This window comes from Bifidobacterium sp. KRGSERBCFTRI, from assembly GCF_025908335.1.
Map to the genome: position 1 here is coordinate 2,661,871 of NZ_CP109653.1, position 23,559 is coordinate 2,685,429.

The following is a 23,559-nucleotide window of genomic DNA, read 5'->3' on the forward strand; positions in this document are numbered from 1 at the left end:
CTTGCATGTGCGAGGCGCGTTATGCGCCCCGCGATGGTTCTTACGGCTTGTGCTCTTTACTTGTTTATCAGCTTGTCGGCGCGGGCGCGAGCCTCCTGCTCGAGTCGGCTCATTTCCTCCACGGAAGCGAACAGCGGGTTGCCGCGCAGTTCGGCGTCCATCTCGTCAAGCACTTCGCGCACGGTGTCGACGATGCCGAGGTATGGCAGACGGTGTTCGAGGAACGCGTGGACGGCCTGCTCGTTGGCCGCGTTGAGCACGGCCGTATGCTTTTCGGACGATTCGAGGCAGTGCCGGGCCAGGTTCACCGCGGGGAACGCCTCGTTGTCGAGCGGCTCGAACGTCCACGTGGCCGCCTTCGTCCAATCGCATGCGGCGGCGACGTTTCCGAGACGTTCCGGCGCGGACAGGCCGAGAGCGATCGGCAGGCGCATGTCCGGCGGCGAAGCCTGCGCGATGGTGGCGCCGTCGCGGAATTCCACCATGGAATGCACGATGGATTGCGGATGCACGGTCACGTCGATGCGGCTCGGTGGCACATCGAACAGTCGGCTTGCTTCGATGACTTCAAGACCTTTGTTCATCAGCGTGGACGAGTTGATGGTCACGACCGGCCCCATGTTCCATGTGGGGTGGTTCAAGGCCTGTTCCGGCGTGATGTCGGTCATTTGGTCGCGCTTCCAGCCGCGGAACGGACCGCCGGACGCGGTGACGACGAGCTTGGACACTTCGCCGTGTGTGCCGGAACGCAACGACTGCCAGATGGCGGAATGTTCGGAATCGACCGGATTGATCTGCTTGTCGCGTACCTGCGCGCTAAACAGCAGGTGTCCGCCGGCCACCACGGATTCCTTGTTGGCCAATGCCAGCTGGGAGCCTGCCTGCAGTGCCGCGATGGACGGTTCGAGGCCGATGGAGCCGGTGATGCCGTTAAGCACCACGTCGGCGCCGGAGCCTGCCATGGCGATCACCGCGTCAGGGCCGGCTGTGATGTTGACGTTGCCTGCGCCGGCCTGTTCCAACGCCTCACGTAGCGCGGGGACAGCTTCCTTGTAGAAGATCGCGACGGTTGGCACATGGAATTTCGCCGCCTGCTGCGCAAGCAGTTCGACATGTGCTCCGCCCGCGGCGAGACCCGTCACGGTGAAGCGGTCGAGATGACGTGAGATGACGTCAAGGCCTTGGGTGCCGATGGATCCGGTGGAGCCCAGAATTACTACGGTTGATGGTTGCATGGGTTATGCGCTGCTCTCCGTATGATATGCCGATGTTCCGGTATTGGTTTGGACTATGTAAGTTGGGACTGTGTAGTCGAGGCTGTGTAGTTGGGATTGTGTAAACGCGAGAACAGGCTGACGATTCCGCCAGCCTGTTTATTACCGTTGGTTCACTCGAAGGACGGGAACGACAGATCCGGAATATCGAGATTGTCGTCGTTGCCCGACGCCGGGAAAATCGACCTGAAAGCCGGGCTTGGTTCCGGCTTTTTGTCCTCCTGCTGCTTGTCCGCATCGGATTCGGCGGACGGTTCAGTTGCCGGGCCAACTGCCGGTTCTACGGCAGGTTCAGCCGGAGCGGCCGGCTCGGCCGGAGCCTGTTCAACAACCGGAGCCGGAATGACAGTTGGGTTCGAATCCGGAACCGGAGTGGCCGGAGCGGCCGGTTCAGGCGTGAAGGATGGCGGCACCGAGGCTGCGAGGGAGCTCAGGCTCGTCGAACCGGTGGTGACCTGAGGCAAGTCGGACGCGGACAGGCTCGGAACCTGCGGCGTGAACGTGTTTTCCGTCTGGTTCGTCTCATTGATGGTGTGGGCCAGATGCGCCAACGCGGCCAAAGACGGATCCTGCTGCGGCTCGGGTTCAACCGGAGCCGGCGGGAATGCCGGAGCGGCTGGAGCCTGCGAATCGGTCGCGGTCGGAGCCGGAGCCTTTGGCGCGGCATCTTCCATCGCATCATCGGCAAGCGGATCGAACGCCTGGGTCTCTTCAACGGCGCTCGGCGCGGAAGAAGCGGAATCGGTCTGCGGCTGGAACACCGGCGGAACCACCGGAACCGCAGGCGGAGTGTTCGTCGGCGTGGCAGGCACGCTCACCGGGGAGGTGACCGCGGACGTGAAGATCTCATGCTCGGCCTTGTTCAGCGCGTCGAAGGAATCCTCTTCGCTCGGCGTGACGGTTGGCACAGTAGGAGGAACCGGAGCAGCCGGAACCGTGGCGGAAGGAGCTGCGAACAGCGGTGCGATCATCTGGGTTTCGCCAGCTGCGGAATCACTGGAAGCCGGGGCAACGGACGGTGCGGCCGCGGCCATCGCCTCTTCGGAGGGTTCACCGACGAAATCCGCGACGCGCGCATACGATTCGAGTCGGGTCAGCAACTGCGCGCAGGCGGCCAGATAGTAATCCACCTGACGTTCGTCATATCCCCTCTTGCCTTTGCGCTGAGTGAAGATCACGTTGCTCAAGGTCTGGGAATTCGTGTCGGCGATCGCCTTGGCGTCCGCTTCACTGACTTCCTCGACACCCAGCTCGCCGGCGGCTTTCGTCAGGCACTTGTCGATCACGCTGTCGACCTGCTTGCGGTCGTAGCTCGGATTCTTGCCCTCGCCCGGCTTGAACCGTTGGCCATGCTCGCGTTCGGCATGCGCGTCGAGCTTCTTGAACAGGTCCTCGGTCTGCGCCTTCCATGCCACACGGCCATGCTGGGAGATTTCCCACGTGGTCTGCTTGTCGACCACGGCACGTTCCAGACGGGCAAGCGCGGCATCCACTTGGGCGATCACATAGCCGCCCTTGACCAGTTCGAAGGAGACGTTCTGAATATCATGCTGGGTGAGTTGCGCGCCCTCACCTTCATACAGCATGTGCGCACGTTCAAGGAAAGCATCCACCTGTTCCGCATCGTAGCCCCACTTTCGCTTCGCGGCATGAGCGATTCCCGATGCGTTCTTCTCGGTTTCAGGTTCCTGTGCCATTGGCGTTCGACCTCCTGCTACACGTATTAACGTCACTACTTTACGTGATTGATTCGACGCAGACGCCGCAAAAGATGAAAATTCAGTGAATCGACACGTGCGGCTCATCGCTCGCACGGCGGTTTCGTACCGATCAAGCGGCATCATATCCGCCATGCCGACACACGAGTGCGGCTCATCGCGCGGATACGGTACAGTAGTTCGTTGCGGGCGATTAGCTCAGTTGGTTAGAGCGCCACCTTTACACGGTGGATGTCGGGGGTTCGAATCCCTCATCGCCCACTTTTCGCAACGCCGTGAAAAATCAAGGAATCGCATATCATCCCGCGTAATATCAACGCGCGCACCCGTGTTTTGCCCACATTCCGCCCACGTTTTGTTTGTGTTTTGCCGGAAAGTCCACGTAATAGCGAAATCCCCCAAACCCAATGGGCCCGGGGGATTTTCGTATACGCGAGAAAATCGCGAAAAGTCTTGGTTTACTTGCCCTTGCCGAACGCGCGCAGGTGAATACCGTTCCAATCGGAGCTGACGGTCAGCGGAGTGGCGGCGTTCATGCCGGCGGTCTTGGCCGCGGACTGCACGGTGCTGGAGCTTGCGGCACCCGGACGTCCCGGCTTCGGGGTGAGCACCCACAGCGGGCCGTCATCGCCGAGAACCGCATAGGCGTCGACAATGGTGTCGGCCAGTTCGTCCTCGTCATCGCCATCACGCCACCAGATGATCACACCATCGACTGCGGAGTCATAATCCTCGTCGACCAGCTCCTCACCGGTCAGTTCCTCGATCTTGGCGCGGATCGAGTCATCCACATCATCGTCCCACAGCCATTCCTGTACCAGGTCGCCGGCGTGGAAACCGAATTCTTCAGCGTTATCAGATGCCGTTTGATTCACGTTCGTCAATATACCAACACTGCTCGAACATATACGTTACGAACGCCGGAATCGCCCACTTTTCGAGATGAAACGGCGATTTCCGCCTGTATCACGCCTATCCCCTTCCGCCGCACGCTCATTGCTTGACGGTGCATTGCGGCAGTGAACCGCCTTTACCATCGCGGATGGCGACCAGCGCGTCGTACGCCTCATCCAACGTGCCCACCTTCACCACGTGGAGGCCCTGTGGCACATGACCGACCACGTCAGAGCAGTTGGATTCCGGGGCAAGGAACCACGTGGCCCCGTCGCGCTTCGCGCCGATCATCTTCAACCGGATGCCGCCGATCGCGCCAACCTTGCCTTTGGCGTTCATCGTGCCGGTACCCGCGATGGTCTTCCCGCCGGAAAGCTGCTCTCCGGTCACCTTGTCGATCAGACCGAGCGTGTACATCATGCCCGCGGACGGGCCGCCGATGTCATCGACGTGCATGGACACCTTCATACCGGACACGTCATAACCGTGCGCCTTGAGGAACCGCTTCGCGGCCGTGGCCGCGGCGTTCTGCGATGAGGACATCTCCTTGTTGCTTTCCTTCGCATAGTCCTTGGCGCTTTGTCCGACGGGGAACACGGCCTCCTGCGGAATCACCGTGGCCTTCGGATTGGCCCATGCCAGCAACGCCTGCGCGTTGGTCACAGGATATCCGGGAACGCCTGAGGCGTTGACGGTGACGAGCAGTAGTTTGCCGGAGTCCTTATGCGTCTTCACGCCGGACACGTCGATGACCTGCTTGCCTTCGACTTTTCCGAGCACGTCCTGGGTCGGTCCCGGCTCCTGCACCACGTACGCGCTGGGCGCAATAAGCACCAGCACGCAAAGCACGGCCACGATCGGTCCGGCGAGATATCGCCAAGGGCGAACATCGAACCACCGTCCGACCTGACGCCAACGTCGTCTGATACGTGGCAGAAGGCCTTGAGACGACCCGTTACGTGTACTTTTGGCGTGAACTCGCTGTGTTTCCTGCATATCGGCCATGCCTCCCATACTATGGAAGGCAACGAACTTAACAATCGCGTGGAACAAAGGCAGGAAACGGTATGGATGAGAATGCGATCCGCCAGTGGCTTATCGATTGCTTCGGACCGATTCAGGGCGAGATGGCATGGAACCAGCTTTCCAACATGCCGGAAGCCGTACGCGACCAGCTGATGAGTCAGGATCCGAGCACGCTGCCCAAGCCCGAAGAGGTCAAGTCCATGATGCAGGCGTTCACCGCCGGCGGACTCAACACCATGGGAGATATGCAGCAGGCCGTGGAACAGGGGCCGATCAACATCAAACTGGCGAAATCGCTCGCGTTGCAGCAGGCGAATGGTGCCGGATCGGACAGCAGCGTGAACGCCGAAACCGGCGAAATCGCAAGACGTGCCATCAGCGAGGCGAACCTGTGGCTTGATACCGCTTGCGAATTCAACCCGGCGCAAGGCGAGACGCAGCTGCTCACCCGCGCCGGCTGGGTGGAGGACACAATCGACGCGTGGGCGCAGTTCGCCTCCCCCGTGGCCGAATCGATGAACGACGCTCTGGCTTCGATTCTGTCGCAGCGTTTCGGCGACGGCGAAATCCAGACCGAGATTTCCGGGGTTTTCGCAGGCCCCATCGAAATTCCGATTCCGGACGAAATGAAAAATCCGGCGAAGCTGATGCGATTCGTCGGCAACACGTCGTTCGCCATGCAGTTGGGGCGTGCCGCCGGCGACCTGTCCCATGAGGTGCGCGGCAGCTTCGATCAGGGCATCGCGCTGCTGAAGAATCCCGCCGGCGGACTGATCGTGCAGAACGTGACCGAATACGCGAAGTCGCTGGACATCGACGTGAACGAAGTGATGGGCTATCTTGCGCTGCAGGAGCTTGCGCATGCCAGGCTGTTCGCCTCCGTGCCGTGGCTGATGCCCCGCTTCGAGGCGCTGCTGGGCAAATACGCGCGTGGCATCACCATCGACATGGATGCCATGGAGGAGCAGATCCGTGAGGCGGAGTCCATCGATCCGGATTCCATGGCCAGCGCGGTGAACATCACCAAGGTGGCGTTCCCGGACACTCCGGAGCAGAAGCAGGCCATGAAGGCGTTGGAGAATCTGCTTGCCTTGGTGGAGGGCTGGGTGGATGCCGTCGTGTGGCGTGCGGGCATGGCGCATATTCCGCATATCGAACAGCTTCGTGAGATGTTGCGCCGCGAACGCGCCATCGGAGGCCCTGCGGAACGCACGTTCGAAAGCCTGATGGGCATGCAATTGCGCCCCAAGCGCATGCGTGAGGCGGCCGCGCTGTGGGAAAGCATCGGCGCGCAGGAAGGCCCCGAGGCGCGCGACGCGAAATGGTCGCATCCGGATCTGCTGCCGCAACTGCCGGACGAACAGTCCGAGGATAGCTCCAACGAAGAGAACGGCGCCGCATCCGCCACTACCGGTACGGAACAGACCACGGCGCAACAGGATATTCCGGACAGCATCGATTGGGATGCCGAACTGTCCAAGCTGCTCGACGAGGAAGAGCACAAGGGCGATGACGCCGATGGCACGAACGACGCCGACGGTACAGATGACGCCGGCGATACGAACGCTTCCGGCGACCCGCAGTCACCGGAAGAAGCGTGATTTCCTGCGCCCGCGATCGGACCCATCGTCTTCGCGGGCGCGCGCATAGGACACGTCGAGTGTGTCTTCGGCACGCGTGACCGCCACGTACATCAATCGCCGTTCCTCTTCCAGAAGGTCGCCTTCGGGCGGTGAACCGTATGGAATCAGCCCTTCGGAGCACCCGATCAGGAACACGTGTTTGAATTCCAGGCCCTTGGAGGCATGGATGGTGGAGATGGTCACGCCTTTAACGTCGCCGCCTGCGCCAAGTGCTTCCAACATGGCCAAGCGGGTCTGAGCGTCATCCGCGAGCGCGGAGTTCTGCCATCCGCTGTCTCGTTTGACGCGGTAGCGCAGGTGTTGTTCGCCCAGTGCCCGGCAGAGGATTTTCTGCTGCGCGTTGACTCGGGTGAGGATGGCGCAGTCGCCCGGAGATGCTCCCTCGTCCACGAGTCTGCGGATGCGTGCAGCCACGCCCCGGGCTTCTTCGAGATCGCTGTTGTAGACGGTTTGCGCGACTCGGCGGCCTTGGTCTCGCTTGGAGTTGAGTTTGAGATAGTCGGCGCGTTGCGGTGAGGCTTCGAGCACGCGGTTGGCGTAGTTGACGATCTGCGGTGTGGAACGGTAGTCGTTGTTGAGTCTGACGTCGGCGGTGAGGGGGCCGAATTCGGAGGCGAAGTTGAGCAGGTTGTAGCTGCTGGCTCCGGCGAACGAGTAGATGGTCTGTGCCGGGTCGCCGACCACGCAGATGTTGCGGTTGTCACCGAGCCATCGGGTGAGCAGCCGATGCTGCAGGGGCGAGACGTCTTGGTATTCGTCGACGGTGAGCCATGTGATGCCGGAGCGGATGCTGGCCGCCACGTCTTCGTCGCTTTCGATGAGGTGGCAGGTGATGAGCAGGATGTCGTCGAAGTCGATTTCGTTGCGATTGGTTTTTTCGGTTTCGTAGGCTTTGTAGACATCCACGAATTGGCTTGGTTCCAGTCCTGCCGGCGGCTGGTGGTGGATGGCCGCGCAGACGCGTTCATAGTCTTCCGGCGCGATGAGCGAGATTTTGCACCAGTTGATTTCGGCTTGCAGGTTGCGCACGGTGTCGTCGTCCACCTGCTGGGTGGTGACTCGGCGTAGGGAATGTTCCACGATTTCGCGCGGATTGCGTGAGATGAACGGCATGGGCCCTTCGCATACGTCTGGCCAGATCCGACGGAGTTGGTGTAGTGCCGCGGAGTGGAAGGTGGCGGCTTTGACGTCGGATGCGACGTCGAGTTGGGATAGTCTGTTGCGCATTTCCGCGGCCGCTTTGACGGAGAAGGTCACGGCGAGCGTGGCGTGCGGATCCCATGCCTTGATGGCGCATGCGTAGGCGATTCTTCGGGTGACGGTCCGCGTTTTGCCGGCACCTGCGCCGGCGATGATACGGACGGGACCGCGCACGGCGGTCGCCGCCATGCGCTGCGCATCGTCCAGTCCGTCGAGAATCGCTTCCGCTGTTGCATCCATATGCTCCATTGTGGCAGATTGCGTGACGATACGGACGCCATCGGCGCGATTAACCGTGAATTCGTGGCAAGTCGCGCCCTTATTAGCCTTCAGTGTGTATTAAGGTTGGAATTGTGACCGAACGAAGCAGATTTATGATGGCCGCCTTGGCGAGCGCGGCGATGCCGAACGCCACCATCGCTGGCACGCGTGACAGCGAGCAGGTCAACGCCACCGACAAGGGGTATGGCATTGATCATGCCGTGGTGCAGGACGCCGCGGGCAAGTTGTATGACACGTTCGCTTCGAACACGCCGAAGGGACGCAAGCGTCTCGCTGGTCGCGTGCGTGCCGCGCAGACGTTGATGGGCAACCGCGAGTTGGGCGGATTGGGATTCGACGTCGATCGCGTTCTGGCGTTCTCCAACGGCGAACAGGAGAGGTCCGTCACAGGAGACGTTTCCGTGATGATCGCCACGCATCATGATGGTCAGGCGCGTCCGCTGACGCTGCTGACGTTGGACGACTGTGCCAGCGTGGGCACCGCGTTGGGCGCGATACACCGTCTCCGTCCGGATTTTCTGCAGGAGGCCGGCTATCCGGTATTCTCCACGGGGCAGATTCGCGCGCAGCTGACCGCATGGATCAAGCGTTTGCGTCAGGCTGGCCATGTGCCGCAGGAGATCACGACGAGCTGGTCCGACGTTCTTGAAACGGACGGCCTGTGGTCGTTCGCCACTTGTCCGGTGCATGGTGGCCTGTCCGACGGCGATGTGCTGTTCTCGGGCTCGTCGATCACCGCCATCACGAACTGGCAGGATATGCAGGTCAATGATCCGGCACGTGATTTGGCGTGGATTTTCTCCAAACTTGACGAAAACCACCGTAATGCGCTGCTCAGCGCGTATGGACGCATGCTGGGCAATCGTCTGGATGATCTGATCATGCTGCGCGCCAACCTGTGGCTGCAGATGGAACAGGTGGGCGATTTCATCAGCGCGTTGAATCAGGCCGATAGCGTCAAGATCATGCAGTTCAAGGCACAGGTGGAGCGTTTGGCTCACCAGTTGGGTATGCTCACCGCGAAGAACCACAGGCCGAGCGAGACGCGTCAGGACGAGCAGAAGGCCGGCAACCGTCCGCCGAGCACCATCACCGTGGGCACGTTGCTGGACGAATCGGAACGTCGCAGGCAGGCGGCGGCGCAGCAGAATAACGATGCCGACGCGACCGGCGAACGTCATATCGACGCGACCGATATGGATGATGACAGGACCGGCGATTTCGACGTCACCGGCTCCCAGCCCGTCCGTAAGACGAAGCAGATCGTCGATGACGCCACGGAAGCGTTCGATGTGACCGCCGCCGAACATATCGCCTCTGCCGGCATGGTTTCCGGCAATGCCGATTCGGACGATACGAGCGAACGTGAGGAATCCCCCGTCAGCACGTTCGTTCCGGAGCAGTCCGCGAGGGAGCGTCACGAGTCGTTGCCGTCCAGTTCGACCATTGTGATCAGCACGTTGCAGACCGCCGATGGCAGTGACGACACGAACGAGGAGGAAATTCCTCAAGCCCATAGCGAAGCGGCGACCATGCTCATTCCGCTGCTCGAACGCGATGAGGCCACTATGCAGAAGGCCAAAGCGGAGGTCGACCGGCTGCAGGCCGAGGACGCCACCGATGAGAAACCGCGCGTAGAATAAGCGCATACATTGCAAACGACTTTGCACACGAACACCCTTACAAGGAGCATCATGGATATCGAACTGGGCATTCAGAACGTGGCGCGCACCGTCACCTTCAGCACCGAGCAGAGCGCCGACGAGGTGAACAACGTCATCGCCGAGGCCGTGGAGAATGGCAAGACCATCAACCTGACCGACGACAAGGGCCGTCGCATCGTGGTGCCGGCCGGTTCTCTCGGCTATGCCATCATCGGCTCCGAAACCAAGCACGCCGTCGGCTTCGGCAATCTCTGATCGTCGCCTGCAAACGCGTTGGACACGTTCCATATGAAAAAGGCGTCGGACCATATCAGGTTCGACGCCTTTTTCATATTCGATTCATGTATCCGGTTCACGCTTGGAAATTCCATATCCGGATTTCATGCGGCATGTGAGCTGCCGACGCGACCGATCAAATCCACACCCCGGCACAAGATTTCGCGTACGGTGTCGTCGTCGGTAAGGTTCTCGCCCAGACCGTTCGGCTTGCCTTTGCCATGCCAGTCCGAGCCGCCGGTCACCAGCAGATCGTGCCGTGCGGCAATCGTCAGCAATCGTTCGCGCTGTTCCGGAGGATTGCCGCGATGCCATACTTCCAAGCCGTCCAAGCCGTCGGCGATCATCGCGTCAAGCTGCTCGTCGGACAGCAGCCGGCGGTTGCGTTGCGGATCGCCCGCATGCGCGGCGACCACCACACCGCCCGCCCCCTTGACGGCGGCGATGACCTCGTGCGTCGACGGCGACGGCGTGGGAATGTAATACTTGGATTTGGCGCTCACCGCGTCGGCGAACGCGTCGGAACGCGTCTCGTACACGCCCGCCGCGACCAGCGCGTCGGCGATGTGCGGACGGCCGATTGTGGTGCGCTCCCCTTCCTTCACTTGGGCGAGCACATCGTCCCACGTAATCGGAAAATCCTGCGACAGCCGCTCAACCATGCGTTTCGTACGCCGCAATCGCGCCGCACGCGTGTTGGCGAACATGCTGGAAATATGCTCGTTGGACGGATCGTATTGGAAGGCGAGCATGTGCACGGACACATCTTCGTCGACGGCGGTGATTTCCGTGCCCAGCAGTAACGGCAAACCGATTTCCTCCGAGGCTTCCGTCGCCTCGTCCCAGCCGGCGGTGGTGTCATGGTCGGCAATCGCCACACCATGCAAGCCAAGCTTCCTTGCCTGCTCCACCAGCGTGCGCGGCGTCTCCGTACCGTCGGAAAAGACGGTATGGCAATGAATATCCCAACCTTGTGCGGGTGGTTCCGCGTAACTCACGTGACTCATATGACTATCGTAAGCTCGAATCCGCGGTTTTTCGCGTAGACTGAGACATGACAACGTTTGTATTTTGATTTTCCAAGGATTGACGATGAGCGATTTTGAAGGCCAGGCCGCTGTGGACGCAGCCGATGACGAAACGAGCGTCGGCACAGCCGTCGCCATGGACGACGACTACACGAAGCCGCGCGGATGGCGTCACGGCGCAACGTGGACGTATCTGATCATGCTGCTCGCTTCGGCGGTGGCATTGCTCGTATCGTTCATTCTGTCGGCGGACACGCTGAAAATGGCACGCAATCCCGGGCAGAAGCTCAACTGCGATGTGAACGCCGTGCTGTCCTGTTCCACGGTGGCCGAATCCTGGCAGGCGGAAATCGTGAAGTTCGCCGGATTGAGCTTCCCGAACGCGTTCTTCGGCATTGCCGCCGAATCGGTGTTCGTGACGATCGCGGTGATCGGATTGTCCAAGGTGGCCGTGCCGCGTTGGTTCGCGCTGTGCACGTGGCTGGGCGGCCTTGCCGCGTTGGCGTATTCGTATTGGCTGACCACGCAGTCGCTGTTCGTCATCAACGCGATGTGTCCGTGGTGTCTGGTGCTGATGTTCTCCACCACCGTGCAGTTCATGGCGTTGTCGCATGCCACGGTGGCCGTGCAGGATATGCCGTCCGGTCATGCTGGATTGCGCAAGTATTACCGGCTGAATTTCGATCTGATGGTCGATGTGGTGTGGATTGTGGCGTTGATCGTGGTCATTCTCGTCAAGGATGGCCCGATGCTGTTCGCCTGATACGGTTTGCATCGAGCCTTTTGCGATGAAGGCCGACCCTGCGGGGCCGGCCTTTTGCCTATCCGCTTTTCGTTTGCTGCCGCAGCGGTTACAGCAGTTCGATTTTGCCTACGATGGTGGCGCTGCCGGTAAGCTTCACGTCTTCGTCGGTCACGTCGACGCGCAAGGTGCCGCCACGTACGGTGATGGTCCAATGGTCGATGCCGGTTTTGGCGCGCAACGTGATGGCGGTGGCGCATAGGCCCGTGCCGCACGACAGGGTTTCGCCGCAACCGCGTTCGTTGACGCGCATGGTGGCCTCGCCCGCATCGTCGCCTTCGCTTTGCTCGTCGATGCGCACGAACTCCACGTTCTGGTCCGACGGAATCTCGGGCGCGACGACCGGCTTGGTGACCAGATCAAGGTCTTCGACGTTCGGCAGGCTGGCGAACGCGTCCTCGAGCACGGCCACGACGTGCGGATTGCCCATGTCCACGAACGTGCCACGCGCGGAACCGGACGTGCCCGGAATGGTCACTTCGTAACCGTCGACGTCGCCACGCTTCCATGCGCCCATCTCCACCTGGAACACGTCCTTGCCGAGGCCCGGCACATCGCCGAGCGAAGTCAGGACCTTCACGCCGGCGCGGGTGCCGAGATGGAACGGCTTGCCGCCCGGCTGGTCGGCGATGCCCTGCCGCTGCGCGAACAGCGTGATCGCACGTGTGCCGTTGCCGCACATCTCAGCCAGCGAGCCGTCAGCGTTGCGGTAGTCCATGAACCAGTCCGCATCGCCCGCCGCGCAATCGGCGATCTGCCTTTCGTTCACATCGGACACCGCCTGCGGATGCGCCAGACGGATCAGGCCGTCGCCGCCGATGCCGAAATGTCGGTCGCACAGGAATCGCACTTCATCGGCGGTCGGCTCGTGCGTACCGTCTTCGTCGAGATACACCACGAAATCGTTGCCGGTGGCGTGCGCTTTGTAAACAATGCTTGGAATGCTCATACCAGTTCACTCTACACGCGGTAGGCTATTGAAAGCGTTTGGCGTATGCGCCTGCGGGCATGCGCGCGATGGCAAAGGAGGACGTATGGCTTCAACGGCACCTATCGGCGTTTTCGATTCCGGTTTGGGGGGTATTTCCGTAGCGCGTGAGATCCGCCGCGACATGCCGAACGAGCATGTGCTGTATTTCGGCGACTCCGCGAACGCTCCGTACGGCACGAAATCGCCCGAACAGGTGCGCGAACTGTCCGACGTCATTGTGAAACGATTCGTGGAACAAGGCGTGAAAGCGGTCGTGATCGCCTGCAATACCGCCACTTCCGCCGCAGCCAACGAACTGCGCGACACATACGACATTCCGATCATCGGCATGGAGCCGGCATTGAAGGTGGCTTGCGACCGTGGTCACGGCAAGCGTCAGCGCGTCATCGTGGCCGCCACTCCCCTGACGTTGCGTGAACGCAAGTTCGCCGTGCTGATGGACCGTTTCAAGGCCGACCATACGATTTTTCCGGAGCCCTGCCCCGGTCTGGTGGAGATCGTGGAGCATGGGCAGCTTGACGACCATGATGTGGTGATGCGCACGCTGCACCAGTATTTCGACCAATACGATCTGTCCACGATCGACTCCGTTGTGCTCGGCTGCACGCATTTCGTGTTCTACCGCGATTATTTCCGCGAACTGCTGCCTGATACGGCGGCGATCATCGACGGCAATGAAGGCACCGTGCGTCACCTTGGCGTGGTGCTCGAATCGTTGGGCAAGCTCGCTCCGGAAGACGCGGAAGGCAGCATCGATCTGGCCAATTCCGACACTTCCGCACGAATCGCGCAGTTGGCGCAGTCGCTGCTTGATCGCTGAGCGCGAATGTCCCGACAGACCGCGTAAAGTCGAATGAAAACCCGGCAAAAGGGACGGACTTGCGAAAGGACGGGCGCATATGGCCAACAGGACAGCGATGATCGACGTCGGCGGCGGTTTCCGCGCGATTTACGGCGCGGGTGTGATGGACCGCATGCTGGAGGACGGCATACATGTCGACCATTGCTATGGTGTTTCCGCCGGCAGCGCCAATATGGTTTCCTACATTTCCGGACAGCACGGGCGAAACCACACGTTCTACACGCAGTACGCGTTCCGTAAGGAATACGCGAGCTTCGACAGCTATGTGAAGAACCACAATTACGCGAACCTCGACTACGTGTACAGCACGCTGAGCAACCACGATGGCGAGAATCCGGTGGATTACGAGGCGTTTGCGGCGAATCCGACCGAATTCACCGTGGTGGCCTGCAATGCGGACGATGGTTCCACGAAGTATTTCGACAAGTCGGACGTCGGCTACGACAATTACGACATCATGAAGGCGTCATCGGCGGTGCCGGTGGCGTGCGAACCGTATGTGATCGACGGCGTCCCGTATTACGACGGGGGCATCGCTGATCCGATTCCGGTGCAGAAGGCCATCGATGACGGCTATGACCGCATCGTGGTGATTCTCACCCGTCCGAAAGACACCGTACGCGAACAGAAGAAGGACATCGGCCCGGCCACGATCCTGAAGCGCACGCACCCGGAGGCCGCGGAAAAGCTGATGAACCGCTATCAGACGTACAACGACGAGATGGCGTTGGCCAAGGAATACGAGAAGGATGGCCGTGTGCTCATCCTCGCGCCGGAAAGCATGTACGGCTTGAACACGCTGAGCAAGTCGTTCGAAGGTCTGGAACGCATGTACCGCGCCGGATATGCGGCGGCTGCCGCGATTCCAGCGTTCTTGGAAAGCTGAAATCCGTTCTTCCGCAGCGCTGTCATGCGTTTCCAACGGCCCTAACGGCAACCGTATGACAGTGATCGCATGACAGCAATCGTACATACGACGATTACATGGCAGCCGTCGTATGTACGTTACGGCATCGCAACACGCGTAACCGGGCGGCGGCTATGCTGGAACGCATGGAAAAGCAGAATCGTATTTTTTCCGGCTTTGATGCCGATGCCATCGATCGCACTACCGCCGCAGATCTGGCCGAAGTCGGTTCCGACAAGTGGACCCGCTACCCCGGCTGTATCGGCGCGTTCATCGCGGAAATGGACTACGGCCTGGCGCCGTGCATCCAGCAGGCCATCGACAGCGCCTGCGACCATTGCAAACTCGGTTACATTCCCGAACCGTGGAAGCGCCGCGTGGCCGAGGCGTGCGCCGGCTGGCAGAAAAGCCACTACGGCTGGGACGTGGATCCGGACATCATCCGCGTGGTGCCGGACGTGTTGGAAGCGTACGAGATCTTCCTGCGCGAGCTGGTCGGCGCCGGCAATGCCGTGGTCGTGCCGACGCCCGCGTACATGCCGTTCCTGAGCGTGCCGAAGCTGTACGACGTCGACGTGATCGAAATCGAAATGCTTCAGGGAACCGACGAAACGACCGGCGAGCGCGAATGGCTGTTCGATTTCAACGCCATCGAACGCGCGTTCGCGGCTGGCTGCCATGCGTTCGTGCTGTGCAATCCGCACAATCCGATCGGCAAGGTGCTTACGTTGGCCGAGGAGCAGCGGCTGTGCGAGCTGGCGGAACGGTACGACGTGCGTATTTTCAATGATGAGATTCACGCGCCGTTCGTGTTCGAGGGGCGTCATATTCCGTATCCGACCATCAGCAAGGCGGCCGCGCGGCAGTCTATGACCGCTACCAGCGCGTCGAAGTCGTTCAACATTCCGGGTACGAAGTGCGCGCAGGTGCTGCTGACGAATCCGGCGGACCGTGAGATGTGGGCGGAACGTGCGGAGTGGAGCGAGCATCAGACCGCCACGATCGGTGCGATCGCCACCACCACTGCCTACAACGAGGGCGATCCGTGGTTCCAGGACGCGCTTTCCTACGTGCGACGCAATCTTGGGTTGTTCGACAAGCAGATGCGCACGCGGTTCTCGGGCGTTGGCTATATTCGCCCGCGCGGCACGTATATCGCATGGCTGGATTTCGGCCCGCTTGGCATTGACGATCCGGCCGCGTATTTCCTTGAGAAGGCGAAGGTGGCGCTGACCGACGGCCGTTCGTGCGGCCGCGCGGGAGCCGGCTGCGTGCGCGTGAACATGGCGATGCCGTATCCGCTGCTGGTGGATTGCCTCAACCGTATGCATGACGCGTTGCAGGCGGACGGTTTGCTTTAAAGTTTTCCGTCTTTCGTGTGTGACCGACGCTATGGGCGGCCACACACGCCATATTGCGGGAAAATCCGCCGAATCATTGCGATTGCAACGGTTGCGCTATGGGCGAATAGCAGCATGTTACGATGGCCGCACACCACCGTCGGTGGACGCGCGACGCGAATCCAGCGTATGCGTTTCATTGAGAAGAAGGCTTTACGAATATGCGATTCCCCTACAGCGGCAACGGCACATGGACGCCCGACTACCACTGCGGTTTCATTGATGCCGTCAAACGTTTTTTCATCGGCTACATGGAGTTTCGGGGGCGTTCCAGCAGACGCGAGTTCTGGCTCGCCATGCTGTTCTTCATTCCGGTCAGCGTGCTGATATTCCTTATTCCGGCTGCCGGAACGGTGTCCGGAATACTGTGGATGCTGGCCACCATGGTACCGATCATGGCCATCTCCTTCAGAAGGCTGCATGATGCCAACCGCACCGGCTGGTGGTTTCTGCTTGGGCACGTCGGCACCATTCTGGCCCTTGCGATGCTGGTCGTCATTGCGTTCGGCCTGGTCATCATCGAAATCGGCATGATCATGGTCATCCCCCACGAGCCACCGAAACTCGACTTTCATGACCCGAACAGCTTCCCGGGAATGCTGCTCACGCTGTTCTATGTCAGCCTCGGCATGGCCGGCATCTCGCTGATCATCCAAGCATTCCTGTACTCGCTGCCCAGCAAGCCCGAGGGCGTCCGCTTCGACTGATGTTCTCAGCGGCATCCCGCCCCTCTTCCCTCCCTGCATTACCCTCTTAGCCCTTTTGTATGGAAACGTTCCATCTCACATTGAGACAGAGCAGTGAGCTCGGTTAACAAAACTCCTATAATCACGTCTATTGTCTTTCCGCCGTCATAAGCGACGGAATGTCAACATCAGAGGAGAAAACAATGAAGAGAAACATGCTCCACCGCCTGGTCGCCATGGCCGCGGCGGGAACCGTGCTGATGTCGGTCGCCGCGTGCCGCTCGTCATCCGATGACAACGCCGCCACCAGCAATTCCAGCGACACCTCGCTGATTTCCGTGAACAACAGCGAGCCGCAGAACGGTCTGATTCCGAGCGACACCAACGAAATGGGCGGCGGCAAGGTCATCCGCTACCTGTTCGAAGGTCTGGTGAGCTTCGACGCGAAGGGCAAGCAACATCTCGAAGTCGCCGAGAGTATCACCCCGAACGAGGATGCCACCAAGTACACGATCAAACTGAAGAAGGGTTGGAAGTTCACCAACGGCGAGGCAGTAACCGCCCATTCCTTCGCCGACACCTGGAGTTTCGCCGCCAATGTGAAGAACGCGCAGAAGACCTCGAGCCGCTTCTCCACCATCAAGGGCTATGACGAGCTGCAGGATCCGAACGTCGATCCGAAGGCCACACTTTCCGGTCTTTCCACTCCGGACGACTACACGCTGGTCGTCGAGCTGAACAAGCCTGATTCCGTGTTCCCGACCAAGCTCGCGCACCAATCCATGTTCCCGCTGCCGAGCGTGGCATTTAAGGACATCAAGAAGTTCGGTCAGGCTCCGATTGGCAATGGTCCGTACAAGTTCAAGTCCTGGTCGCATGACAAGAACATCATCATCGTGCCGAACAAGGATTATAAGGGCAGTCGCAAGGTATCCAACAACGGCATCGAATACCGCGTCTATACGAATGAGGATTCCGCTTACTCCGACGTGCTGTCCGGCAACCTCGACGTGATGGATCAGATTCCGCAGTCCGCGGTGAAGACCTTCCGTCAGGATTCCAGCGTGATCGCCTACAGCCAGGCAGGATCCTCATTCCAGTCCTTCGTCATTCCGGAACGTCTTGAGCATTTCGGCAACGACGAAGAAGGCCAATTGCGTCGTCAGGCCATTTCCATGGCCATCAACCGCGACCAGATCGTCAAGAAGGTTTACAACAACACGAAGACCCCGGCCACCGATTTCACTTCACCGCTCGTCCCCGAATATGTGAAGAAGCTGGAGAAGAACGGCGACAACCTGAAGTACAACGCTTCCAAGGCCAAGGAACTGTGGAAGAAAGCCAATGCCATCAAGCCATGGTCCGGCAACTTCCGAATCGCCTATAATGCCGATGGCGGCCATAAGGAATGGGTCGACGCCGTGTGCAACCAGATCAAGAACACACTCGACATCGACGCCGCCGGCGAACCGTACGCCACGTTCAGCGACGTGCGCAACCAGGTGACCAACCGCACCATCAAGACCGCGTTCCGTTCCGGCTGGATGCTGGACTACCCGTCCGCCGAGGATTACCTCAACCCGCTGTACGCATCCAGCTCCGCCGACGGCCATGGTTCGAACGATGGCGATTACAAGAGCGAAGAATTCGACAAGCTCCTGAACGCCGCGCTCGCCCAGACCGACGTGAAGAAGCGCACCGAGGACTTCACCAAGGCCCAGGAAGTGCTGGCCAACGACCTGCCGGTGATTCCGCTGTGGAACGACAACGTCGCGGCCGTGTCCGCAACGAACGTGAAGAACGTGTCGTTCGACTACACCAACCTGCCTACCTACAACACCATCACCAAGTGACGGCTTCGTTGTGACGTTTCGCTGCCAATCGGCAACGAAAAATGAGTGGGGGTTCGAATCCTTAATGGATTCGAACCCCCACTCGGCGTTTTACAGCCGTTTCGTTTATTTGCTTACGGCGTCAAACCTATGGCGTCAGCTCTGCACGTAGCTGCCCTTCGGGGACTTCCAACCGCAGTTCATCATCTCGCTGTTGAACACCATCGCACCGTCGCCATGGGCGGGGACGACGATCATGCCACCGTCGCCGTGGTGACGGGCCACACCGTCCAGCGCGGCCTTCGCAGCCTCGACCGGATCTTCCTTGGCATACAGCACACGGTCGGAAACCTGGTGTGCGGCGACTTCCTTGACGAACGCCTCACCGATGCCGGTGCAGGAGATTGCAACGGAATCGTTGTTGGCGTAAGTGCCGCAACCCGGCAGCGGCGAATCGCCAACACGGCCCGGCATCTGGTTGGTGATGCCGCCAGTGGAGGTGCCGGCTGCGATATTGCCGGACGCGTCACGTGCGACGGCGCCGATGGTGCCATGCTTCTCCCATTCGTCGCCATTGGACTGCGCCTCACGCAGGGATTCCTGACGGGCCGGGGTGATGAAGTACTCGCTGTCGCACAGTTCGATGCCCCACTCCTTGAGCAGGTTATCGCCCGGCTTGGCGAACATGACGTGCTTGGTCTTCTCCTTGATGGCGCGCGCCACATTGATCGGGTTCTTGGACGTGGTCAGACCGCATGCGGAGCCGACTTCGCCGTCAACGCCGGTCATCAGGCAGGAATCCATGGACACGATGCCTTCGCTCGTCAACGCGGCACCACGGCCAGCATTGAATTCGGGAGCATCCTCCATGACACGAATGGCCGCGCAGACGGCATCCTCGGCCGGAGCGCCCTGTTCCAGCAGCGCATAGCCGGCTTCAAGGGCCCTGTTCAGATCCTGCTCCACCTGGGCGCGACGTTCCGGCGTGTCCTTCTTGCCGCGATTGCCAGCGCCTGCGTGGATCACCAGAAGGATTCCATCCGGATCAGCCTGGGCAACCCGGACCGTCGACTGCGGCAATGCTGCTTCGTTTGTTGACATCTTCTCTCCTTCAGATATCTCGCTTATGTTTGACATTCGCAGATATCTTACGCCGGTTGCGGCAACGAAGCGCCCGACATGCGCAAAAGCGATGCCGTCGCGCCGTTACGCAATCAAAAACATATCGAAGCGCGACTGCGTCCTTTCTTACGTTTCATACTTTTGCAAATCGCAATCTCGTATTTCATGGTGCTCCTCCGTTGGTAGTGCCAGTATGTGTCAAGCGCATCGTTCCCCGGACAAAATCACGTTCTTAAGCAAAGCCACGCTTGTAAATCGGAAACACAAGTCGTTGTGGCCCCTACGGATTCATGTATATCGAAATGGCTGAATAATTATCCATCGCAAAAACTCTCGTAAGCAACACCTATCGAGATAAATGTAGCTTATTTTAACGTTAGCTACACTTATGCGGATAAGTGTAGCTAACGCACATGCGATGCGACTGATAGATTGACAATAAATGGATATTCGTATACTTATTCGTATACTTTTTTATGCGTTTTCAAATCTCGCAGAGGAGAAACATGTCAGCCGCATCGATCCTTGACAGCATGGTCTCCGTCACCAGCCTTAACCACGGCGGAGCAAGCAAAGCATTAAGTCAGGTGGGCGACAACCATCCAGTCGTCGTACTCAAAAACAATCAGCCCAGCGCGGTCATAATCACGCCCGCCGACTATCGCCGGCTCACTCAGGCTGAAGAAAATTTCGCGCTATACCGCAAAGCCGTGGAACGCCTACGCAACGATGACAGCACACTGCTAACCGATGCAGACGTATTCGGCGAAGATTATGAGCCGATTGATGACGGTTTTGAACCAGAATTCGAATAAGGTCCATCAACAACCGGCAAGTGGACAATTTTGTATATTTTGATATGGCGATGCAGGTTGTATGAAATCAAGAAATCGACGTCTTGCACAGCCAGATTGAATATAGTGGATGGCATTGCGATACGTACAGGTTTCACTTTTGGTCGGAGCAGTATCCATGCACAAAGGCGATTTATCAATCACACGAGGAGCTGACTGAAATGGCAGCGTTCGGCAGGCCGGAATATGACCGTTATGTACGTCTTGCGGAAATGATGATTTCATTTCTAAGAGACCATGGATACAACTACGACGCCAATCTCGATCAAGACATCCTTGACCATGATGGACCGGGAGTGCCAGTCGAAAATGGCGTTGACGCCATCATCGAGTTCAACCTCACTCCTCCGAAGGATATGATCACCTTGTTTGGACAAGTTCATGATGAAAATCCTTGGTGCGACGAGGAATACGAACAATTTCGCGATTACCTGCGAGAACGCGAAGATGAGCACCAATCGGGTAAATTGATTCCGCCATCCGCAGATTAGAACGCCCCCCACACACACAAGTAATAATCGTTTGCACTGTTCATCGTAGCGGGCGCGGAACTCATTCTCACTTCCCGCAGTGACACCGTATGCCAGATAAAAAACCGGGAACGGACGCGACGTTTGAATTACGACGAACCCGACTCCCGGCATCGCGACTGCTTCTCAAAAGATGTGTGCTTGACTCACATGGATGGTACTGAGAACCATTCGCTTGCGATCTGCTTCCGCACACATGCTGGCGCGATGTAAATACAACGCAGGCACACGGCAGATACAAATCAAGTCTGTGCAAAACTTCCAGCCAGCAAAGAAGCCGACCGGAAAGCCACAGGCCACTCTAGTCGTATGGTCGAATATTCACAAATTAACTGACCAAACCGACATATGTCATGTGAAGTGAGCGATAAATCAAAAAACGGCAGTTCAAAAGCGGACCATCTCAATACACGTATCCCATATGGGATACGACCGGTAGTGAAGGTCCGGTCGTACACGCTTATCGTATTTCAATCCACACATCCCGTATGGGATGCGACGCACCGCGTCTACGAATTTCCGTGATCGTAGAAATTTCAATCCACGCATCCCGTATGGGATGCGACTTGCCACGATTAAACATACATCCTCCTTTCGTGTTTTGCTTCAATTTTTCTTAAGCAATTTCTGCACTGTTTTTCCGCAGTATGGGGCCGCTGGTTTCCATCAGGAACTGCACCATATGACCGCCCAGACGAAAACAGGCACCAGCCCGCCGTGCCTGTATATTCCCGAGACGCAGCCCAAAAACGAATCCGCCGGCTGCAACCGGCGGCGCTCGGGAAGGAAAGGACGATGGCGATACCGATGCCCAAACAGCAAGATATCAGGAGACTGGACCGTCAGGGAGTGTCCAGGTCGGAGATCGCGAGGAGGCCGGACGTGGACCGCGCCACGGTCGCGAAATACGCCGACATGGACGACATGACGCCGAAACCGCCCACGGACAGGCGCCGCGGCTCCAAGATCGACCCGTACGCGGCGTTGGTCGACGGATGGCTCGAGGCCGACCGCAGGCCGCCACGCAAGCAGCGCCACACCGCCAAACGCGTGCACGACAGGCTCCGCGCGGAGACCGAGTACGACGGCGAGTACACGACGACGCCGGAGTACGTGAGACGCTGGCGCGAGGCGAACCGGAGAGGTTCCGACGGATACGGCGAGCTCGTCTGGGCGCCCGGCGTCGCGCAGATCGATTTCGGCGTGGCGAAGGCCCGCATCGCCGGCGAGCTCGTGGACGACCACTGCCTGGTCGTCACGTTCCCCCATTCGAACATGCGGTACGTGACGAGCCTGCCCGGGGAGAACGCGGAATGCCTGTGCCACGGGCTGGTCGAGGTGTTCGAGCACATCGGCGGAGTCCCGCCAGTGATCGTCATGGACAACGCCACCGGCGCGGGACGCAGGAACGCGAGGGGCGAGGTGACGCCCGCCGCGGTGCTCGACGTGTTCGACATCAAAAAATCGCTGTCACACAAGGGCAACCCCTACGACAACGCCGTGGTCGAATCGACGAACAGGCCGCTGAAGAAGGAGCTCGTGTACCGGAACCACTGCACCACGATCGAGCGACTGAGGCATGACCCCGACGACTACGTGTGGTGGTCCGACAACCAGCGGCTCCGCTCCGCCCTCGGATACCGGAGCCCGAAGGAATTCACCGAACAGGGACTCGTCCTCTAAGAAACCGTCCAACACGCTGTTGCCAATCCACTCGTGCTCTACGAGCCCGTCGGCACCGGCAAGACGCATCTCGCGGTCGCGTTGGGCAGGCTCGCGTACATGCGCGCGATACCTGTCAGGTTCTTCACCGCGACCGGGCTGCTTATGATGCTGCGCCGCGCGAAACGGGAAGACCGGCTCGACACGGAGCTCCGGCAGATCGCCAGGGCGAGGCTCCTGATCATCGACGAGTTCGGCTACATGCCGATCGACAAGGAGGGCTCCAGGTTCCTGTTCCAGGTCATATCGGATTCCTACGAGACCCGGAGCATGGCCCATATCATGAACATCGAGTTCTCCGGCTGGGGGCGCGTGCTCGGCGACAAGAACATGGCCGCCGCGTTGATCGACCGCACCGTGCACCACGGAAGGCTCGTCAGATTCGAGGGAGGCTCCTACCGTAGCGAGCACGCCCTCATGACCAGATAGCTAGGAAGAAAAGGGTGGCGGATTCCGACGTCGCAGTTTCTGTTGGAGACCAGCTGCCTATGCTGCTGAAAAATAGTGCCTATACTGTGGATGCCAACTTGCAGAAACACACCAGAGCGCCGCCGCGCACCCGCTCCGGTCGATTTCAATCCATGCTCTCCGTAAGGAGAGCGACCCCTCTACTGGTAAGGAGACTGATTATGGTCGATATTTCAATCCACGCTCTCCGTAAGGAAAGCGACCCGACCGCGAGGTAGTCGGATGATTGCATGGCGATATTTCAATCCACGCTCTCCGTAAGGAGAGCGACCACCGCGCCATGCAGTATTTCAGTACTACCCCGTTATTTCAATCCACACTCTCCGTAAGGAGAGCGACATAGCGAGGCCGTCAGATACGAGCTTCCCAAACTCATTT

General features: G+C 59.4%; 20 protein-coding genes, 1 tRNA gene, 1 pseudogene and 1 CRISPR repeat array (1 of these 23 only partly in view). Of the genes and pseudogenes, 14 read left to right on the plus strand and 8 right to left on the minus strand.

What is annotated here, in order from left to right:
* Positions 1–56: 56 nt before the first annotated feature.
* Together dxr and OGI63_RS11535 are read right to left on the minus strand one after the other, a co-directional pair.
* Positions 57–1,235, minus strand: a complete 1,179-nt coding sequence (dxr, locus tag OGI63_RS11530) for a 1-deoxy-D-xylulose-5-phosphate reductoisomerase (protein ID WP_011743489.1) — start codon at positions 1,233–1,235, stop codon at positions 57–59.
* A gap of 152 nt (positions 1,236–1,387) precedes the next feature.
* Entirely contained in the window at positions 1,388–2,971 is a 1,584-nt protein-coding gene (locus tag OGI63_RS11535) for a DivIVA domain-containing protein (protein WP_041777363.1), read from the minus strand.
* A gap of 208 nt (positions 2,972–3,179) precedes the next feature.
* On the opposite strand from OGI63_RS11535, the gene OGI63_RS11540 reads away from it, so the two are divergent.
* Positions 3,180–3,253: transfer RNA gene (locus tag OGI63_RS11540), tRNA-Val, on the plus strand.
* 197 nt (positions 3,254–3,450) lie between these two features.
* Here OGI63_RS11540 and OGI63_RS11545 read toward each other — a convergent pair.
* Entirely contained in the window at positions 3,451–3,876 is a 426-nt protein-coding gene (locus OGI63_RS11545) for a DUF3052 domain-containing protein (RefSeq protein WP_003810925.1), read from the minus strand.
* 109 nt (positions 3,877–3,985) lie between these two features.
* Positions 3,986–4,882 carry a PDZ domain-containing protein gene (locus OGI63_RS11550; RefSeq protein WP_011743492.1) on the minus strand — a complete coding sequence of 299 codons (897 nt, stop codon included), beginning with the start codon at positions 4,880–4,882 and terminating at the stop codon, positions 3,986–3,988.
* A gap of 71 nt (positions 4,883–4,953) precedes the next feature.
* Here OGI63_RS11550 and OGI63_RS11555 point away from each other — a divergent pair, with 71 nt between their 5' ends.
* Positions 4,954–6,513, plus strand: coding sequence for a zinc-dependent metalloprotease (locus OGI63_RS11555; RefSeq protein ID WP_003810931.1), 1,560 nt, complete (start codon positions 4,954–4,956; stop codon positions 6,511–6,513).
* Here the strand turns inward: OGI63_RS11555 and OGI63_RS11560 are convergent.
* Positions 6,496–8,004 (minus strand): ATP-dependent helicase, encoded by a 1,509-nt coding sequence (locus OGI63_RS11560; protein ID WP_041777364.1) that lies wholly within the window; start codon positions 8,002–8,004, stop codon positions 6,496–6,498. The two genes, OGI63_RS11555 and OGI63_RS11560, sit on opposite strands and share 18 nt — an antisense overlap.
* Positions 8,005–8,129: 125 nt before the next feature.
* On the opposite strand from OGI63_RS11560, the gene OGI63_RS11565 reads away from it, so the two are divergent.
* Both OGI63_RS11565 and OGI63_RS11570 read left to right on the plus strand, forming a co-directional pair.
* On the plus strand, positions 8,130–9,680 hold the full coding sequence (locus OGI63_RS11565; RefSeq protein WP_041777365.1) for a phosphotransferase: 1,551 nt from the start codon (positions 8,130–8,132) through the stop codon (positions 9,678–9,680).
* 51 nt (positions 9,681–9,731) lie between these two features.
* Positions 9,732–9,956: a DUF3107 domain-containing protein gene (locus OGI63_RS11570; RefSeq protein ID WP_003810939.1), complete on the plus strand. Its 225-nt coding sequence runs from the start codon at positions 9,732–9,734 to the stop codon at positions 9,954–9,956.
* Between the two features lie 125 nt (positions 9,957–10,081).
* Here the strand turns inward: OGI63_RS11570 and OGI63_RS11575 are convergent, their stop codons facing one another.
* Positions 10,082–10,984 (minus strand): PHP domain-containing protein, encoded by a 903-nt coding sequence (locus OGI63_RS11575; protein ID WP_011743495.1) that lies wholly within the window; start codon positions 10,982–10,984, stop codon positions 10,082–10,084.
* A gap of 157 nt (positions 10,985–11,141) precedes the next feature.
* On the opposite strand from OGI63_RS11575, the gene OGI63_RS11580 reads away from it, so the two are divergent.
* Positions 11,142–11,768 carry a vitamin K epoxide reductase family protein gene (locus OGI63_RS11580; RefSeq protein ID WP_011743496.1) on the plus strand — a complete coding sequence of 209 codons (627 nt, stop codon included), beginning with the start codon at positions 11,142–11,144 and terminating at the stop codon, positions 11,766–11,768.
* Positions 11,769–11,856: 88 nt separating this feature from the next.
* Here the strand turns inward: OGI63_RS11580 and dapF are convergent, their stop codons facing one another.
* Positions 11,857–12,756 (minus strand): diaminopimelate epimerase, encoded by a 900-nt coding sequence (gene dapF, locus OGI63_RS11585; RefSeq protein ID WP_011743497.1) that lies wholly within the window; start codon positions 12,754–12,756, stop codon positions 11,857–11,859.
* A gap of 85 nt (positions 12,757–12,841) precedes the next feature.
* Here dapF and murI point away from each other — a divergent pair, with 85 nt between their 5' ends.
* The 5 genes from murI (at position 12,842) to OGI63_RS11610 (ending at position 18,506) form a co-directional block, all read left to right on the plus strand.
* On the plus strand, positions 12,842–13,618 hold the full coding sequence (gene murI / locus OGI63_RS11590) for a glutamate racemase (protein ID WP_011743498.1): 777 nt from the start codon (positions 12,842–12,844) through the stop codon (positions 13,616–13,618).
* A 79-nt stretch (positions 13,619–13,697) separates the two neighbouring features.
* Positions 13,698–14,546, plus strand: coding sequence for a patatin family protein (locus OGI63_RS11595; RefSeq protein WP_041777366.1), 849 nt, complete (start codon positions 13,698–13,700; stop codon positions 14,544–14,546).
* A gap of 155 nt (positions 14,547–14,701) precedes the next feature.
* On the plus strand, positions 14,702–15,928 hold the full coding sequence (locus tag OGI63_RS11600) for a MalY/PatB family protein (RefSeq protein WP_041777367.1): 1,227 nt from the start codon (positions 14,702–14,704) through the stop codon (positions 15,926–15,928).
* Positions 15,929–16,128: 200 nt separating this feature from the next.
* The gene (locus OGI63_RS11605) at positions 16,129–16,674 is read left to right on the plus strand and encodes a DUF805 domain-containing protein (protein ID WP_011743501.1); all 546 of its coding nucleotides are present in this window, start codon (positions 16,129–16,131) and stop codon (positions 16,672–16,674) included.
* Positions 16,675–16,832: 158 nt separating this feature from the next.
* On the plus strand, positions 16,833–18,506 hold the full coding sequence (locus OGI63_RS11610; RefSeq protein WP_011743502.1) for a peptide ABC transporter substrate-binding protein: 1,674 nt from the start codon (positions 16,833–16,835) through the stop codon (positions 18,504–18,506).
* Between the two features lie 135 nt (positions 18,507–18,641).
* Here OGI63_RS11610 and OGI63_RS11615 read toward each other — a convergent pair whose 3' ends face one another.
* Entirely contained in the window at positions 18,642–19,586 is a 945-nt protein-coding gene (locus OGI63_RS11615; RefSeq protein WP_021913247.1) for an isoaspartyl peptidase/L-asparaginase family protein, read from the minus strand.
* A gap of 527 nt (positions 19,587–20,113) precedes the next feature.
* On the opposite strand from OGI63_RS11615, the gene OGI63_RS11620 reads away from it, so the two are divergent.
* The 4 genes and pseudogenes from OGI63_RS11620 to OGI63_RS11635 form a co-directional block, all read left to right on the plus strand.
* Positions 20,114–20,422: a type II toxin-antitoxin system prevent-host-death family antitoxin gene (locus OGI63_RS11620; RefSeq protein ID WP_033507555.1), complete on the plus strand. Its 309-nt coding sequence runs from the start codon at positions 20,114–20,116 to the stop codon at positions 20,420–20,422.
* Positions 20,423–20,622: 200 nt separating this feature from the next.
* Positions 20,623–20,952 carry a hypothetical protein gene (locus tag OGI63_RS11625; RefSeq protein WP_042990820.1) on the plus strand — a complete coding sequence of 110 codons (330 nt, stop codon included), beginning with the start codon at positions 20,623–20,625 and terminating at the stop codon, positions 20,950–20,952.
* A gap of 834 nt (positions 20,953–21,786) precedes the next feature.
* Entirely contained in the window at positions 21,787–22,674 is an 888-nt protein-coding gene (gene istA / locus OGI63_RS11630) for an IS21 family transposase (protein WP_113736378.1), read from the plus strand.
* A gap of 30 nt (positions 22,675–22,704) precedes the next feature.
* A pseudogene (locus OGI63_RS11635) lies at positions 22,705–23,142 on the plus strand (ATP-binding protein); the annotation flags it as partial.
* Between the two features lie 142 nt (positions 23,143–23,284).
* Positions 23,285–23,559: direct repeats of the CRISPR family, unit length 33 nt; unit sequence ATTTCAATCCACGCTCTCCGTAAGGAGAGCGAC; it runs 5,403 nt beyond the window's last position.

Bases quoted from the DNA above. Each gene is read 5' to 3' on its own strand.
- OGI63_RS11610 (WP_011743502.1), top strand. From the start codon at position 16,833: ATGTCAACATCAGAGGAGAAAACAATGAAGAGAAACATGCTCCACCGC.
- OGI63_RS11615 (WP_021913247.1), bottom strand. From the start codon at position 19,586: ATGTCAACAAACGAAGCAGCATTGCCGCAGTCGACGGTCCGGGTTGCC.
- murI (WP_011743498.1), top strand. From the start codon at position 12,842: ATGGCTTCAACGGCACCTATCGGCGTTTTCGATTCCGGTTTGGGGGGT.
- OGI63_RS11600 (WP_041777367.1), top strand. From the start codon at position 14,702: ATGCTGGAACGCATGGAAAAGCAGAATCGTATTTTTTCCGGCTTTGAT.
- OGI63_RS11625 (WP_042990820.1), top strand. From the start codon at position 20,623: ATGGCAGCGTTCGGCAGGCCGGAATATGACCGTTATGTACGTCTTGCG.
- OGI63_RS11550 (WP_011743492.1), bottom strand. From the start codon at position 4,882: ATGCAGGAAACACAGCGAGTTCACGCCAAAAGTACACGTAACGGGTCG.
- OGI63_RS11560 (WP_041777364.1), bottom strand. From the start codon at position 8,004: ATGGAGCATATGGATGCAACAGCGGAAGCGATTCTCGACGGACTGGAC.
- istA (WP_113736378.1), top strand. From the start codon at position 21,787: ATGGCGATACCGATGCCCAAACAGCAAGATATCAGGAGACTGGACCGT.
- OGI63_RS11575 (WP_011743495.1), bottom strand. From the start codon at position 10,984: ATGAGTCACGTGAGTTACGCGGAACCACCCGCACAAGGTTGGGATATT.
- OGI63_RS11555 (WP_003810931.1), top strand. From the start codon at position 4,954: ATGGATGAGAATGCGATCCGCCAGTGGCTTATCGATTGCTTCGGACCG.
- OGI63_RS11565 (WP_041777365.1), top strand. From the start codon at position 8,130: ATGATGGCCGCCTTGGCGAGCGCGGCGATGCCGAACGCCACCATCGCT.
- OGI63_RS11595 (WP_041777366.1), top strand. From the start codon at position 13,698: ATGGCCAACAGGACAGCGATGATCGACGTCGGCGGCGGTTTCCGCGCG.
- OGI63_RS11535 (WP_041777363.1), bottom strand. From the start codon at position 2,971: ATGGCACAGGAACCTGAAACCGAGAAGAACGCATCGGGAATCGCTCAT.
- OGI63_RS11570 (WP_003810939.1), top strand. From the start codon at position 9,732: ATGGATATCGAACTGGGCATTCAGAACGTGGCGCGCACCGTCACCTTC.
- OGI63_RS11605 (WP_011743501.1), top strand. From the start codon at position 16,129: ATGCGATTCCCCTACAGCGGCAACGGCACATGGACGCCCGACTACCAC.
- dxr (WP_011743489.1), bottom strand. From the start codon at position 1,235: ATGCAACCATCAACCGTAGTAATTCTGGGCTCCACCGGATCCATCGGC.
- OGI63_RS11580 (WP_011743496.1), top strand. From the start codon at position 11,142: ATGGACGACGACTACACGAAGCCGCGCGGATGGCGTCACGGCGCAACG.
- OGI63_RS11620 (WP_033507555.1), top strand. From the start codon at position 20,114: ATGTCAGCCGCATCGATCCTTGACAGCATGGTCTCCGTCACCAGCCTT.
- dapF (WP_011743497.1), bottom strand. From the start codon at position 12,756: ATGAGCATTCCAAGCATTGTTTACAAAGCGCACGCCACCGGCAACGAT.